The organism is Geomicrobium halophilum (assembly GCF_014207655.1).
Taxonomy (GTDB): domain Bacteria; phylum Bacillota; class Bacilli; order Bacillales; family Marinococcaceae; genus Geomicrobium; species Geomicrobium halophilum.
Window position 1 is genome coordinate 1,311,477 of the sequence record NZ_JACHHJ010000001.1, and the last position, 15,192, is coordinate 1,326,668.

The 15,192-nt window shown below is 44.9% G+C and carries 12 protein-coding genes; 2 read left to right on the top strand and 10 right to left on the bottom strand.

The window, feature by feature from the left end:
* Window positions 1-3: 3 nt before the first annotated feature.
* The 9 genes from rsmB to HNR44_RS06460 all read right to left on the bottom strand — a co-directional run bounded on the left by rsmB (window position 4) and on the right by HNR44_RS06460 (window position 11,179).
* A complete protein-coding gene (gene rsmB, locus HNR44_RS06420) occupies window positions 4-1,362 on the bottom strand; it encodes a 16S rRNA (cytosine(967)-C(5))-methyltransferase RsmB (protein ID WP_246407002.1) in 1,359 nt (452 codons plus the stop codon).
* Complete coding sequence (gene fmt, locus HNR44_RS06425) at window positions 1,346-2,296, bottom strand: methionyl-tRNA formyltransferase (protein ID WP_184403241.1); 951 nt, start codon at window positions 2,294-2,296, stop codon at window positions 1,346-1,348. Before fmt ends, rsmB begins: the two co-directional genes overlap by 17 nt.
* A gap of 51 nt (window positions 2,297-2,347) precedes the next feature.
* Window positions 2,348-4,747, bottom strand: coding sequence for a primosomal protein N' (priA, locus tag HNR44_RS06430; protein ID WP_184403592.1), 2,400 nt, complete (start codon window positions 4,745-4,747; stop codon window positions 2,348-2,350).
* The gene (coaBC, locus tag HNR44_RS06435; protein WP_184403242.1) at window positions 4,719-5,945 is read right to left on the bottom strand and encodes a bifunctional phosphopantothenoylcysteine decarboxylase/phosphopantothenate--cysteine ligase CoaBC; all 1,227 of its coding nucleotides are present in this window, start codon (window positions 5,943-5,945) and stop codon (window positions 4,719-4,721) included. Before coaBC ends, priA begins: the two co-directional genes overlap by 29 nt.
* 143 nt (window positions 5,946-6,088) lie before the next feature.
* Window positions 6,089-6,289, bottom strand: coding sequence for a DNA-directed RNA polymerase subunit omega (rpoZ, locus tag HNR44_RS06440; RefSeq protein WP_184403243.1), 201 nt, complete (start codon window positions 6,287-6,289; stop codon window positions 6,089-6,091).
* A 2-nt stretch (window positions 6,290-6,291) separates the two neighbouring features.
* Window positions 6,292-6,906: a guanylate kinase gene (gene gmk / locus HNR44_RS06445; protein WP_184403244.1), complete on the bottom strand. Its 615-nt coding sequence runs from the start codon at window positions 6,904-6,906 to the stop codon at window positions 6,292-6,294.
* A 160-nt stretch (window positions 6,907-7,066) separates the two neighbouring features.
* Window positions 7,067-7,327 (bottom strand): extracellular matrix/biofilm regulator RemA, encoded by a 261-nt coding sequence (remA, locus tag HNR44_RS06450; protein ID WP_184403245.1) that lies wholly within the window; start codon window positions 7,325-7,327, stop codon window positions 7,067-7,069.
* Between the two features lie 22 nt (window positions 7,328-7,349).
* The gene (locus tag HNR44_RS06455; RefSeq protein ID WP_184403246.1) at window positions 7,350-8,222 is read right to left on the bottom strand and encodes a YicC/YloC family endoribonuclease; all 873 of its coding nucleotides are present in this window, start codon (window positions 8,220-8,222) and stop codon (window positions 7,350-7,352) included.
* Between the two features lie 254 nt (window positions 8,223-8,476).
* Window positions 8,477-11,179 (bottom strand): cation-translocating P-type ATPase, encoded by a 2,703-nt coding sequence (locus HNR44_RS06460; protein ID WP_184403247.1) that lies wholly within the window; start codon window positions 11,177-11,179, stop codon window positions 8,477-8,479.
* Window positions 11,180-11,274: 95 nt separating this feature from the next.
* Between HNR44_RS06460 and HNR44_RS06465 the strand changes: the two genes are divergently transcribed.
* Entirely contained in the window at window positions 11,275-12,978 is a 1,704-nt protein-coding gene (locus HNR44_RS06465; protein WP_184403248.1) for an Rqc2 family fibronectin-binding protein, read from the top strand.
* A 159-nt stretch (window positions 12,979-13,137) separates the two neighbouring features.
* Window positions 13,138-14,286 carry a dicarboxylate/amino acid:cation symporter gene (locus HNR44_RS06470; protein WP_184403249.1) on the top strand — a complete coding sequence of 383 codons (1,149 nt, stop codon included), beginning with the start codon at window positions 13,138-13,140 and terminating at the stop codon, window positions 14,284-14,286.
* 243 nt (window positions 14,287-14,529) lie between these two features.
* Here HNR44_RS06470 and pyrE read toward each other — a convergent pair whose 3' ends face one another.
* The gene (gene pyrE, locus HNR44_RS06475) at window positions 14,530-15,180 is read right to left on the bottom strand and encodes an orotate phosphoribosyltransferase (RefSeq protein ID WP_184403250.1); all 651 of its coding nucleotides are present in this window, start codon (window positions 15,178-15,180) and stop codon (window positions 14,530-14,532) included.
* Window positions 15,181-15,192: the final 12 nt, after the last annotated feature.

Below are 15,192 nucleotides of genomic sequence, written 5' to 3' on the forward strand. Positions count from 1 at the left end.
CTTTCACCCCTGTTCATCCCTCTTCTTTAAGGCAGCAATGTAAAATCCATCACTATTAAACTGTTGTGGTAAAATCAGCCGTTGACCACGTCTTGTACTCCTCAGGCCTATACGTGAATCCAGTGTTTCATCAAGCTCAAAAGATGACCCATATTTTTGTAAAAAATGAGCCACTACCTCTTCGTTTTCTTCCGGCATAACCGTGCACGTACTATAAACAAGTATCCCGCCTTTCCTCAAAAGACGAGCCGCTTCCTCTAATATGCGTAATTGCAATTCCGGAAGTTTTTCAATCTCTTCTTTCTTCGTATGCCATTTAATATCCGGTTTGGCTTTCACGACTCCAAGACCGCTGCATGGAGCATCAACGAGAACACGGTCAAACGTTTCGCTTTTATAGGTGTTGGTGAGTTCTGCTGCATCACCGGTGCGTGACGTTACACTCTTTAGACGAAGACGCCCTGCTTGCTCATCAATTAACGTCTGCTTGTGAGGGTGAATGTCATTGGCTATGACTTGTCCATTATCGGCTAAACGTTCCGCAATATGACACGCCTTTCCTCCAGGGGCAGCACAGGCATCGAGAACGTTCATACCTGGACGTACATCCAATGCATAGGTGACAAGCATAGAACTCTCATCTTGAAAAGAGAATGCCCCATTCGTAAATGATGAGCTCTTCTGTGCCTGCCCCCCCGTTACAATTAAACTGTCTGAGGTAAGGTTACCAGGAGTGGTCTCTATACCTTCGTTCTGCAAATCCACCTGCAAATCATCACGACACGTTTTCAGGCGGTTGACACGCAGCATCGTGTAGGCACGTTTTACATTTGCTTCACACATTGCAAGTGTATTCTCTTTACCATAAGCTTGTATCCATTTGCGAACAAGCCATTCAGGGTGTGAGGTAGCAAGGGCTATTCGTTTGACAGGATCTTCGATTTCTGTAAAATCAGGAATCCCTTGGCGGCCAACTGACCTTAGCACACCGTTCACGAATCCTTTCAAGCCTTTCCTTCCCCATTTCTTGGCGAGCTCAACGCCTTCATGGATGGCAGCACGATCGGGCACACGGTCCATATAAAGCAATTGATAGGCACTCATACGAAGAATGGTTTGTACGCGTCGATCCGCTTTTTTAAACGGTTGCTTCATTGAACTACCAAGAATATAGTCAATGGTATTTAAACGTTTGATCGTGCCGTAAACAACTTCCGTAACAAAACGTGCATCCTTTTCAGGAAGTTGGCGATCCCGTAACGCCTCATGCAAAGCAAGATGACTGTATGCATGTTCAAAACAAATACGATCAAGAATTTTTGCTGCATGCATGCGCGGGTTCGTATTAGTCGCTTTCACCATTACCTAGTACCTCTCCTACTGTTAATGATTGTCCGCGTCCGTGAATAAAATCTCGGATATCCATTTTTTTCTTTCCGGCGGGCTGAACTTCTTGCATGATTATTCCGTATCCGTCACCGCAGGCAACAACCACACCTTCATTAGAGATTCTCACAATTTCTCCCGGCGTTTTACTTCTGTACTGTTCATTCTCAATACTAGCACTCCAGATTTTTAAACGGTCTTCATTCCAATTCGTAAAAGCAACCGGCCATGGATTCATGCCACGGATCTGGTTATAAACAGCTTCGGCAGATTTACCCCATTCAATACGTTCCCTCCCGCGGGATAAATTCGGTGCAAAAGTGACATGGTTTTCATCTTGCGGCACTGAAGTAACTGTATTTTCTTCAATGGCCGGTAAGGTATTACGCAGCAGCTCAGCTCCAGCCTCACTTAATTTGGTATGCATCGTCCCTACGGTATCTGTATGTTCGATGGGGACTTTGACCTGAGCAAGCATATCCCCTGCATCCAACTGTTTTACCATGTACATAAGGGTCACGCCAGTTTCTTTTTCGCCGTCAATAATGGCCTGATGAATAGGAGCCCCCCCGCGGTATTTTGGGAGTAAGGATGCATGGACATTCACACAGCCAAAGGGAGGCGCTTGTAATATCGATTCGGGAAGAAGCTGCCCATAAGCGGCTGTCACGATCAAATCTGGTTGCGGTTGTAGCGTCTCCTCCACTGCACTTCTAAGCTTTTCGGGCTGTAAAACATGTAGGTTCAACCGTTCTGCTTCTTCTTTTACCGGTGACTTCGTCAGTGTTCGCTTCCGGCCTTTCGGGCGATCCGGCTGAGTAAGTACTTTGAGGATCGTATGTCCCTCTTCCACGAGCATTCGCAAAATCGGTACGGCAAAATCAGGGGTTCCCATAAAGACAATCTTCATATAACTCTCGCCTCCTAAATCAACGCCGTGTAAAAGCCCCCGTAACGGGGGCTACATAAACATGTTCGGGTGGCGGTCAATCGTAATAAAGCGTTGATCCTGTTGAATTTCCTTTTGAAAATACGTGAATAGTTCACGCAGCAACTCTGTTAACGCTGGCTCATCCTTGTATTTTACCATGCATTGGCAGCGATATCTATCTTTAATACGGGCGATCGGTGACGGCGTCGGCCCAAGAACGATCGCATCCTCCCCGAGATTTGAACGCAGCACTCGCCCCGCATGTTCACCCGCTTTCATTGCAGTCGCATAGTTCGGGTGGGCAAACGTAATTAGTGTCAAATAATAGTACGGTGGATACCCGGCCTGTTTCCGCTGTCCTAGTTCCTTTTTAAAAAAGGATAAGTAATCATGAGATTGTGCAAGTTGTATTGCGTAATGTTCAGGGTTATACGTTTGTATCACAACCTCACCCGCTTTCTCATCACGACCGGCACGGCCACTTACTTGTGTGAGCAATTGAAATGTTCGCTCTTGCGCTCGAAAATCAGGTAAATGTAAAAGTGTATCCGCCGCGAGTATACCCGCGAGTGTGATGTTCGGAAAATCAAGTCCTTTTGCGATCATTTGTGTTCCAAGAAGAATGTCTGCTTCTCCTGCACCAAAGTTTTTGAGCAATCGCTCGTGGGCACCTTTTTTTCTCGTTGTGTCGTTGTCCATGCGAATAATGCGCGCTTCAGGGAGGAGTTGTTGTAGTTCTTCTTCCACCCGTTGCGTCCCTGTTCCAAAATAGCGGATATGTGCACTTTCGCAGCTCGGACAACGCTCATACAACCGCTCCTCATGCCCGCAATAATGGCATTTCAATTGCCCATCACGCTGGTGATAGGTGAGCGAAATCTCACAATGGGGGCACATCCCAACATACCCGCAATTGCGGCACATGACAAACGTAGAAAATCCACGCCTGTTTAAAAAAAGAACAGACTGTTCACCTTTCTTTAAACGGTCGCGTAATTTTTCAAGCAGCGATGTTGAAAAAACGGAACGATTGCCTTCGCGCATTTCTAAACGCATATCTACAAGCTCAATGTCCGGAAGCGGTTTTTGATTGACACGTTCAGGAAGTGAAAGCAACTCGTAGACTCCTTTGGCTGCCCGAGCATAGCTTTCCATCGATGGGGTGGCGCTTCCTAGCACCACCGGACAATCGTGATAGCGGCTCCGCCACAGAGCCACCTCACGAGCATGGTAACGCGGATATTCTTCTTGCTTGTAGCTACTTTCGTGCTCTTCATCGATAACGATGAGACCGAGATTCGTAAACGGTGCAAAAACGGCAGATCTTGCCCCCACCGCTACTTGCACCCTTTTTTCCTGAATTTTTTTCCATTCATCGAAACGCTCTCCAACGGACAGGGCACTATGGAGAACAGCTACATTGGCACCAAACCGTTTTTTAAAGCGTTCAACCATCTGAGGGGTTAACGAAATTTCCGGTACGAGAACAATTGCCTCTTTTCCCGCTTCCATTAATTGATCAATCGCCTGTAAATAAATTTCAGTTTTCCCGCTTCCTGTCACCCCATGTAAAAGCATCGGGGTTGCTTGTGACTGGGTAATATTTTTCTTCACTTTGGCAAGAACATCCGTTTGATCAGAGGTGAGTGTCGCTTTTTCTTCGTTCCCGTCTTCTTCTGCATCAGTGTACGGGTTACGATCAATAACGATTTCTTTTTCCTGTAAATAGTCATTTTTTATGAGCGTATTGACGACCGACCTCGAAATGGCCGCTTGCTTCATTAATATCTGGATCGCGACAAGCTCTCCTTCGCCGTATTGCTCAGCCATAAATAAAAGCGCCTGCTTTTGTTTTTCAGTCGCAGGGGGGGTTTCATAACGTTGGATCACAACAGCTTTCACTTTCCTATGTTTCGCTTGATCCTTGAGTGCGTACTTCATCGTCAAGTGCCCTTGCTCAGCTTCATTACGGATATCTCGCAATAAACGAGCGTCTGCGGGTACCTGTGCCCAATCAACCTCATCAGCTTGCCCAAACAACGCTTGCACGTTCATCGGTAGTTTCTCCCGTTTCGACAGCAGTGAAAGTTTTTTCATAGCCTTAGCCCGCATGGCTGCTGGAATCATCGACTGAAATGCGGTAATCTGGAAACAGATCGTTTCAGTCGCTAACCATTCCCCTAATCTCAAAAGTTCGTTATTCAAAACAGGCGTAAGATCAAGGAGTTCAGAGACACTTTTCACTTTCTCAAGCTTCGTTTCACTCACAATATCAACGATAAATCCTGTTAATTTCCGCTGACCAAAAGGAACGAGTACCCGCATTCCTTTGCTGGCATTTTCTGCAAGGGCTTCCGGCAAGTAATAGTCGAACGGGCGATCCGTCCCCCCGGTCGGAACATCAACGATTACTTTCGCGTACACGAGCATCTTCCCCTTCAAACAACGGCTGAATCTCCTCTAATAAAAAATAAGCAAGCTCTTCCTTGCCTTTTTTATCAGATTTTACTAGTTCATGATCACGACGAAGGATTGTGATCTGATTATCATCGCTTGCAAAACCGACTCCAGTATCATTTACGTTATTTGCAACAATCATGTCCAAGTTTTTTTCTTTAATTTTTGCCTCGGCATATTGGTTGAGATTTTTGGTTTCTGCAGCAAAGCCTACAAGTATTTGCTTGTTTTTTCGTGCGCCGAGTTCAGCAAGAATGTCTCTTGTTCTCTCCATTTTTATATACAAATCTTCGTCGCTTTTTTTCACTTTATGCCGAAAGGTTTCTTTCGGTGTGTAATCCGCGACCGCGGCTGTTTTTATAGCCAAATCCACCTCTGAAAATAAAGGAACAACTACCTCCCACATTTCTTTGGCAGACACTACATCAATCCTTTTTACCCCTGGAGGGGTATCGAGTTGAACAGGTCCACTCACGAGCGTCACGTCAGCGCCTTGATCCTGAGCCGCTTGCGCAAGGGCAAAGCCTGTTTTTCCTGAAGAACGATTGGAGAGAAAACGAACAGGGTCGATCGTTTCACGAGTAGGGCCGGCCGTAATCAGTACTTTTTTTCCTTTTAAATACGGCAATGCCGGTTTTTGTTCTTTCGATAGGAACCTAAAGATGTCTTCGGGCTCAGCCATCCGTCCTTTCCCTACCCATCCGCAGGCAAGATAACCATCTCCAGGTTCAATAAAGGTAACACCTCGGGAGTCGAGGGTCGCAATGTTATCAAGAACGGCTGAGTGCTCGTACATATTTACGTTCATTGCCGGCGCTATGTAAACAGGGGCAGTGGTTGCAAGCAATGTCGTTGTGAGCATATCATCAGCAATTCCGTGCGCGTATTTTCCGATAAAATTGGCTGTCGCCGGTGCGACTATGACCATATCTGCCCAATCGGCTACGTCAATATGAGCAATTTTTTCAACATCTTCTTCAAGAAATGTATCTGTATAGACCCGCTCCCGAGTTAATGCTTGAAAGGTTAAAGGCGTGATAAACTCGCGTGCTCCTGCACTCATGATCACTTTTACATTTGCCCCGGCCTGGCTGAGTGTAGAAGCAAGAGCTGCGGCCTTAAAGGCAGCCACTCCTCCGGTTATGCCGAGAAGGATGTTCCTGTTATTCATTACAATCCCCTTTCCTTCCTCTCTTTTCGTGTTAATGGTGATTATACCATTCCTGCTTTCAAAAAACATAACTGGCGATCGGCAAAGCAGGGCCCCTTATTACATATAAAAACCCGTGCTGCATAACAACACGAGCTTTATCACTAATCTTTCTTAATGGTTAACTTACCATCCTGGATTTCTTCAAGTGCCACACCTACCAGTTTATTGGATACCGGCTTATGGAGGGAGGAATCGTAATCCTCTTTTTCCTGAAGCTCCCGTGCCCGTTGGGCTGAAATTGTTACGAGCGAATACTTGGAATCAATTTTATCTAACAACGAATCAATGGATGGATAAATCATCGTTATTTCACCTCCGCTAGTTGTCGGTAATGCTCAATGACGCGGTCTTTTCGACAATGTTCAGCTTCAACGATCGACTGGATTCTTTGTACTGCTTTCTCCACTTGATCGTTTTCAACAACATAATCATATTGCGCCATCATTTCAATTTCTTCTTTAGCAACGGTCATTCGTTCATTGATCAAATCGAGATTTTCCGTCCCCCGCTCCTCAATCCGTTTGCGAAGCTCTGCAAGGTTCGGTGGTGCCAGAAAGATAAAAATCCCTTCCGGGTATCGTTCTTTTACTTTGGCAGCTCCCTGTACTTCAATTTCTAAAATAATGTCAGTACCAGAGCCCACGGTATCGTGGACATATTGAAGCGGGGTTCCGTAATAATGATTGACATACTTCGCCCATTCAAGCAATCGGTCATTGGCAATCATTTCCTTAAAGGTGGATTCACTTTTAAAAAAATAATTTACACCGTCTTTCTCACCTTCGCGTGGTGCTCTTGTGGTTGCGGAAACGGAATAGGCAATCGAATCATCGACGTCGCGTAGTGCATTACATACCGTTCCTTTTCCAACACCTGCCGGGCCAGAGAGAACTATCAGCAATCCGTGATCTTTCTTCACTATTCTTCATCCTTCCATCGGTGGTCTCCATGATATAAAAAAGAACCGGGTAGTTCAATAAGGTACAGCTTTGAGGAGCTCTAAAGTGTATTTCCGCAAGAAGAACTAAAGCCAGTGTTGTCACTAGCAGCCCCAGGACTTTTTGAATCTCTCGTGGAGACTAATCATCATCGTTATCATCTTTTGTCGTCAAACGTTGGGCAACAGTTTCTGGTTGTACAGCTGATAAAATAACATGATCACTATCTACAATAATAACCGCCCGTGTACGCCTTCCATACGTAGCGTCAATGAGCATATTGCGATCACGTCCTTCTTGAATGATGCGTTTTATCGGCGCAGATTCAGGACTGACGATGGAAATAATCCGATTCGCAGATACAATATTTCCAAAGCCTATGTTGATCAGTTTAATACTCAAAGATACCCCTCTTTTCACAACTCTATTCGATATTCTGCACCTGTTCCTTTACCTTTTCAAGCATACTTTTGATTTCAACGACGCATTTTGAAACCTCTTGATCGTTCCCTTTGGATCCAATCGTGTTTACCTCACGATTCATTTCTTGAGTGAGGAAGTCAAGTTTACGACCGATAATCCCAGTGTCGTGCAAGGTTTCGTTAAACTGTTGTAAGTGGGAACGTAGCCGTACCAGCTCTTCAGTAATATCACTTTTTTCTGCAAAAATGGCAACTTCTGTGAGTAAACGCTCCTCGTCGACCGTCCCCAAGAATGCTCGTATTCTTTTCTCCAATCGTTCCTGATACCGACGTTGTGCCTCAGGAATGTACTTATCCAGGTTTTGTAGCAACAGGCTTATATCCTCGAAATGCTTTTGTAAATCTTGAAAAAGCAAACGTCCCTCTTGTTTTTTCATATCTGTTAATTTCAAACTGGCATTTTTCATGGCTTTTATAAAAGCATGAAAGGCATCGGTATTTTCCGAGGCTTCTTCCTGAATGGAAACGATATTAGGATTAAACAGAAAATCTTTGAGTAATAGTTTCTCATCAAAGACGCCTAAGGCTTTAAATTGTTCTGCCTCTTGTAAGTATTGGTCTAATAAAGCCCAATCCGTTTGTAAATTTCTCTCTACACCGGCACCTCCGGAAAGAGTCACTGTAATGTCCACTTTTCCCCTAAGCGCTCTTTCGCTCACAATCTTCCGTGCCTCTTCTTCCAGTCTACGTAATGTGGCAGGTAAATGAAACGAAACATCTAAAAAGCGATGATTGACGCTTTTGATTTCTACGCTCACTCGCTCTTTTCCATACGTTTCTTCTGCGTATCCATAGCCTGTCATACTCGTTACCATCGATCATCACATCCACTATCCCTATTTTAACCAATTTTTGCGTTGACAACAAGTATTGTACGGCTGGGTGGCGTTTGGAAGTTATCTTACGAAATATAAACCTCCGTATCTATTTGAACTTTTCCTATCATGATTTAAAAGACTGAGGGGTTCACGCCGATGATAGTGATTCGGATAGTAAGCCTTACATTAATGAACACATAAACCCGAACAAGAGATTTTTAAAACATCTATTGTTCGGGTACGTTCAACTTTTATGATTTTCTGCGAACTCCTGACCAACTTAATGCTACCGTGGGCAGTGCTGATAGTCCAAGAATTAATAACCAATCCTGAACACTCAGTGCAGTTGTATAAAAAATCGGCTGTAACACGGGTACATAAATCACAACAAGCATTAATACAACCGAGGATAAGACGGCGATGAGCAAAGGCTTATTCCCAAATGGAGAGCGATGAAACACAGAATATTCACTGCGACAGTCAAACACGTGAATCAGTTGTGCCATCACAAGCGTCGTGAAAGCGACCGTTTGCGCGTGGGTAAGTTCCGGAACCCCGGTTCCATATAATGTAATTACAAACGCAATTAGCGTCACAATGCCAATGAATAAACCGCGCGTGATCACCTTCATCCCTAGACCGCGGGCAAAAACTCCTTCCCTTGGATGTCGGGGGTTTCGTTTCATCACATCGCTTTCTGCACGATCAACACCAAGAGCCATTGCTGGCAGACCATCCGTCACCAGATTGATCCAAAGAATTTGAATCGCTACAAGCGGCAAGGGTAATCCGAGCAGCAGGGCAAATAACATAACAAGGATTTCGCCAACGTTGGAGGCAAGCATGTAACGAATAAATTTACGAATGTTATCATAAATATTCCGCCCTTCTTCAATGGCTGCCTTAATCGTTGAAAATTTATCATCGGCAAGAACAAGCGCTGCTGCTTCCTTGGCCACATCGGTACCGGTACGCCCCATCGCCACACCAATATCTGCAGCTTTTAAAGCAGGTGCGTCGTTTACGCCATCCCCAGTCATGGCCACTACATGTCCTTTTTGTTGCACTGCCTTTACAATTCGAAGTTTATGTTCCGGAGTTACGCGGGCAAAGACATATGTCTTACCGATCATGCTTTGCAATTCATGGTCTTCTAACTGATCTAATTGCTGACCGGTCATGACCTCACCATGCTCCGGCAGCATATCAAGGCTCCTTGCTACCGCTCTGGCCGTCTCTACATGATCTCCTGTAATCATTACGGTTTTGATACCAGCTTCCCGACACTCTCTAATCGCTTCTTTCACATCAGATCGAGGGGGGTCCATCATCGCCTGTAAGCCGAGAAGTGTCATTCCCTGCTCTACATCGGTAGCTCTATAATTCCCCTCATTGGGGAGAGGTTTGATCGCAATCGCAATCGTTCGTAATGCTTGTTTTGCCATACGGGAAACCGCCTGTTCCCATTGCGCCTTCATCTCCGGGGTAATCGAAAGTGTCTCTCCATGAACACGCGCGCTTGTACATTTGGAGATTAAAACATCTGGAGCCCCTTTCATAACAGCATATCGACGCCCGTTCTGGTCTTTCACAATGACTGTCATTCGTTTTCTCGTGGAATCAAACGGAAGTTCATCGAGACGTGTATAAGAACCTTGAACATGTTCCGGGAATAACCCTGCTCTTACAGCCGACATCATAAGAGCGGCTTCAGTAGGCTCGCCATTAATCCCAATATCTCCTTGCTGCTGAATTTTCCGATTACGCAATTGATCATCATCACGGATCATTTCTGCATTATTACAAATTAACCCGTTCAAAAGAAGGTCGTAGACACCCTTATCGTTCCCGGGATCACCTAAGCGTCCATTATGTGAAAACCTCCCGGTGTTTCCTTCACCCTCGACATCCCATTCTGCTGTCCACGTCCAAATCTTTGTAACGGTCATGTCATTTTTCGTAAGGGTACCAGTCTTATCCGAACAAATGACTGATGCACAACCTAGCGTCTCCACGGCTGGCAACCGTCGTACAATCGCTTTATGACGAATCATGCGCTGAACGCCAAGCGCAAGCGCTACGGTTACAATTGCAGGCAGCCCTTCAGGAATGGCTGCGACAGCTAATGATACACCGGCGAGAAACATTTGGTAAATAGGCTGTCCCTGGATAATGCCGAGAAAAACGACGAGTGCCGTTAATGCAATCGCACCGGCAATAAAGATCTTTCCAAGCTGATCTAGACGTCGCTGCAACGGTGTCATCATTGATTCAGTGGATTGCAGCAAATGGGCGATTTTCCCCATCTCCGTTTTCATGCCTGTTTCCACAATAATACCTTTGCCCCGGCCTCGGCTGACCATCGTTCCGGCAAATGCCATATTCGTTTGATCAGCAAGGGGGATCGAACCTTCAGCAAGTGTATGGGCTTCTTTTTCAGCAGGGAGGGATTCTCCAGTGAGCGATGATTCCTCAATGGCTAGTCGCATCGTCTCTACAAGCCGAATGTCTGCACTGATCCGATCGCCATTATCTAACTGAATGACATCCCCAGGAACCGCCTCTGTAGATGGGATGCTTAACCACCTTCCACCGCGCAACACCTTCACTTCCGGTGCCGATAACTCCTTGAGTGCATGTAATGATCGTTCCGCTTTCCGTTCCTGAGCAAAGCCAAGAAGAGCATTGACGAAAACGATGCCGATAATAACAAGCGCATCGATATATTCACCGAGCAACCCCGATATAAACGTAGCCACAAGTAGAATAATCACCATGAAATCCTTGAACTGCTCGAGAAAAAGAATCGCCAAAGGTGTCTTCTTTTCTTCCAACAGTTTGTTAGCCCCATGCTTTTTAAAACGGCGATCCGCTTCTTGTTGATCGAGGCCCGTGCTAATATCCGTATTTAAAGACTTGTACAATGCAAATGGATCGATTTGATGCCATCTCATCTCTTCCCACCCCACAGCTTGGACTTCTCGTCTCATCCTATTCAGCGGGTGGGGGAAACATGCTATACTATTAGAGGTTAGAAAGGGTGAATAACATGTCCTATGATGGATTCGTCCTGCGCGCCGTTCTCCATGAATGGAAGGAAACGCTAAAAGGCGGACGTATTACAAAGATTAAACAACCTACAGCTACGGATATATATATGACCATTCGAAATGACGGGCGTAACTATACGACCTTATTATCCATACACCCAAGTTTTGCACGTCTTCATTTTAGCCCAAAAGCAGAAACGGGCCCTGCAGAACCGCCAATGTTTTGCCGAATTCTTAGGAAAAATCTCGAAGGCGGCTTTATTCGCGACATTGAACAAGACGGACTTGAACGAGTCGCAACCCTGCATATTGAAGGAACAGACGAAATTGGAGATCGTGAAAATAAACGGCTCGTCATGGAACTAATGGGAAAACACAGTAATTTATTACTCATCGATAACGACGACAAAATTGTAGACTGCATGAAGCATATCTCCGCTGCCGTTAATCGATATCGTACCCTCTTGCCGGGGCAAACGTATGAAGCTCCTCCCGATCAACATAAACAAAATCCGCTAGAGGCAGACGAAGAAGCAGTGCTCCGCACCCTTGATTTCAATCAGGGGAAGATCGATAGGCAGCTGTTTCAAAACTTCACCGGCATGTCTCCGCTCCTTGCTAAGGAAATCGTTCACCGTGCCGGTATCGGCCCTAAACAGCAGCTCATCGATCATTTTATGAACATGATGAAGCTAATGAAAAGTTGCGACTTTCAACCAACGATTGTGCGCGAAAAGAAAAAAGAGTTCTTTCATATTATTGATCTTACTCATTTAGATGGGGAAAAGGATAGATATCAAACGAGTAACGACATGGTGTTGTCATTTTATGAAGGTAAAGCCGATCGCGATCGTATTAAACAGCAAGCCTTCGACCTTGAACGATTGATTCGCAACCAACGAATCAAAAATGAAAAAAAGCTGGAAAAATTACAAGAAACAGCTAAGACGGCCGAAAAAGAGTTGCAAAATCAAAAGTTAGGCGAGCTGCTAACAGCCCATATGCACCAGATCCGCATGGGTGATAGTGTCGCAGAAGTCATTGACTATTACGATGAAAGTGCGCCAACGATTCAAATCGATCTCGATCCGGAAAAATCACCAGCTGACAATGCTCAAGATTATTTTCACCGCTACAATAAAGCAAAAAATGCCGGGAAAGCAGTTAAAAAGCAACGACAACACGCAAAACGTGAAATCGAATATTTTGAGAGCCTTCTACAACAATTGGACAGCATTGAAGCGAAAGATATCACCGAAATCCGGGATGAGTTAGAAGAAGGCGGCTATTTAAAAGCAAAAAAAACAAAGAAACGGAAAAAGAAAAATAACAAACCGTCACTCGATCGCTATGTATCGAGTGACGGTGTTGAAATCTACGTCGGAAAGAACAATAAACAAAACGAATACTTGACGAGTCGCCTTGCCAGGCGCTCAGATACGTGGCTGCACACAAAAGATATTCCAGGTTCCCATGTCGTCATCCGCGCGGATGAGTTCAGTGAAGAAACATTATCAGAAGCCGCCGAACTCGCTGCTTACTATTCAAAAGCCCGCGAATCAGGTTCTGTCCCCGTTGATTACACCCTTATCCGACATGTAAAAAAGCCGAATGGGGCCAAGCCTGGATTTGTGACGTACGATGAGCAGAAAACCCTGTTCGTAACGCCGAAGGAGTCAACTGTTAAGCAATTAAGACAGTAAAAAGTGAGAATGTACGGGGTGGAAGAGTGCTCTTCCATCCTGTACATTTCCTATTTCTATGGAATCCCTATCATTCATCATAGTCAATAAGATGAACTGCTGTTATGATAATAGAAAATCAAAATTTGCCAGAATATAAAGTTGTACGGGAGGACGCAAATGAAGCTGATTCTAAAATTATTAGCCGGTGTTATCGCAGGTATTGTCATCGGTTTCATCGTAAATGAGACAGTCATGGAATACATAATGACTTTCCAGGTGATCTTCGGTCAATTTCTTGAGTATATCGTCCCTTTTATTATTTTATTCTTTATCACTAGCGGTGTAAGCCGAATGGGTAACGATGCCGGTAAAGTTCTCGGTTTAACTGCCGGATTTTCTTATGTATCAACCATTGTTGCAGGTATAATGGCATTTATCATCGCGATACTCATTATTCCGCTATTTATAGACGGATCGGTTCCTGCGATTGATGATGAAAATGGATTTTCCTCACTTTTAGAATTAGAAATACCACCAGCTATGGACATCATGACGGCCCTTTTTACAGCCTTTATATTCGGAATTGGAATTGCGAAGACCGGGGCAAATACGTTGAAATCCTTCTTTAATGAAGGGAAAAATATTATTGAAAAATTACTATGGGTTGTCATCATTCCGCTTTTACCTTTTTATATCGCGAGTATATTTGCTGAATTATCTGCGGAAGGGACGGTTTGGGAAACCCTTGCTTCCTTTGGACTTGTACTTCTACTTGCTTTGGGGACGCACTGGCTTTACCTTATTGGCGCTTTTACGATCGCAGGGGGAGTAACAAGGCGGAACCCGTTTACTTTAATAAAAACAATGTTACCTGCTTATTTCACAGGAATTGGTACAATGTCCAGTACCGCAACCATCCCTGTAACGACCGAACAAGCGAAGAAGAATCATGTAGACACCAACTTGGCAGATTCCATGATTCCATTAGGAGCGAATATCCACCTCGCTGGTAGTACCATTACCATTACAATGGCCTCAATGACCGTCATGATGCTATTTGGGGAATTACCCTCCCCAACGTTCGAGTTAATTCTTCCGTTTATTCTAGGGCTCGGTGTGATCATGATCGCCGCTCCTGGTGTACCAGGTGGAGCAATTATCGCCGCCTCTGGCCTTTTAACTTCAATACTGGGCTTTAATGAAGCAGCCGTCGGTATTATGATTGCGCTTTACATGGCACAGGATAGCTTGGGAACAGGCTGTAATGTCACTGGCGACGGAGCAATTGCTCTTATAGTCAACCGACTTGTATCAACAAGTGATTAAAAAAGCTGAGGAGTACCCCAGCTTTTTTAATTAAAGGATGGGATTACAAATCGGTTAAAATGTATACCGTACGCGTAACCCCTATGTTCTCTTCAAAAAATAAACCGTTTCCGATTCGGCTCTCTTTTTACCCCACAAGCAAACGACCTTCTGGAATGACCTCGTTTTCTAGTTGGTCGTTGCCATTTTTAATGTCATACCTGTCATCAAAATGATAGTGCCTATTCGTCCAGGAAGGGATAGCTAGTTATGGCCGTCCTTTACGGGAGCTTTCCATATTTCCGGATCTTCCTGCCATGCCTGCAATACTTTTTGGTCGTCTTCATCTATTGTGCCGTTTTTCACCGAGGCGGTAATAAGCGTATCGAAATCCGTAAGCGTTTCTAGTTGAAAGTTAGCCTCAGCAAGGTTATGCTTTCCGATTGCAAGTCCATAAGAAAAAATTGCGATAATGCCTAAAACGTCTGCCCCCGTTCTTTCTAGTGTCTTTGCAGCATCGATGGCGCTCCCTCCCGTGGAAATTAGGTCTTCAACGACTACGACCTTCTGTCCGTCCTCGACGTTTCCTTCGATCTGATTTTGCTTCCCATGTCCTTTTGCCTTCCCACGAACATATACCATCGGAACCTCCATTCGATCAGCAACAAGAGCTGCATGGGGAATCCCCGCAGTGGCCGTCCCTGCAACCATGTCCGCCTGGGGGAACGTGGTACGTATTCTTTCGCTAAACGCTGCAGCGATCTTCGTTCGCAGCGCGGGGAATGAAAGCGTTAAGCGATTATCACAATAGATCGGCGCTTTCATTCCCGATGACCATGTAAACGGATCATTTGGTTTTAATGATACCGCTCCTATATTTAGAAGCTCTGCTGCAATATCTAATTTACACTTCATATCTAGTACCCC

Bases quoted from the DNA above. Each gene is read 5' to 3' on its own strand.
- HNR44_RS06455 (WP_184403246.1), bottom strand. From the start codon at position 8,222: ATGGTAACGAGTATGACAGGCTATGGATACGCAGAAGAAACGTATGGA.
- fmt (WP_184403241.1), bottom strand. From the start codon at position 2,296: ATGAAGATTGTCTTTATGGGAACCCCTGATTTTGCCGTACCGATTTTG.
- coaBC (WP_184403242.1), bottom strand. From the start codon at position 5,945: ATGAATAACAGGAACATCCTTCTCGGCATAACCGGAGGAGTGGCTGCC.
- priA (WP_184403592.1), bottom strand. From the start codon at position 4,747: ATGCTCGTGTACGCGAAAGTAATCGTTGATGTTCCGACCGGGGGGACG.
- HNR44_RS06460 (WP_184403247.1), bottom strand. From the start codon at position 11,179: ATGAGATGGCATCAAATCGATCCATTTGCATTGTACAAGTCTTTAAAT.
- HNR44_RS06465 (WP_184403248.1), top strand. From the start codon at position 11,275: ATGTCCTATGATGGATTCGTCCTGCGCGCCGTTCTCCATGAATGGAAG.
- rsmB (WP_246407002.1), bottom strand. From the start codon at position 1,362: ATGGTGAAAGCGACTAATACGAACCCGCGCATGCATGCAGCAAAAATT.
- rpoZ (WP_184403243.1), bottom strand. From the start codon at position 6,289: ATGATTTATCCATCCATTGATTCGTTGTTAGATAAAATTGATTCCAAG.
- pyrE (WP_184403250.1), bottom strand. From the start codon at position 15,180: ATGAAGTGTAAATTAGATATTGCAGCAGAGCTTCTAAATATAGGAGCG.
- HNR44_RS06470 (WP_184403249.1), top strand. From the start codon at position 13,138: ATGAAGCTGATTCTAAAATTATTAGCCGGTGTTATCGCAGGTATTGTC.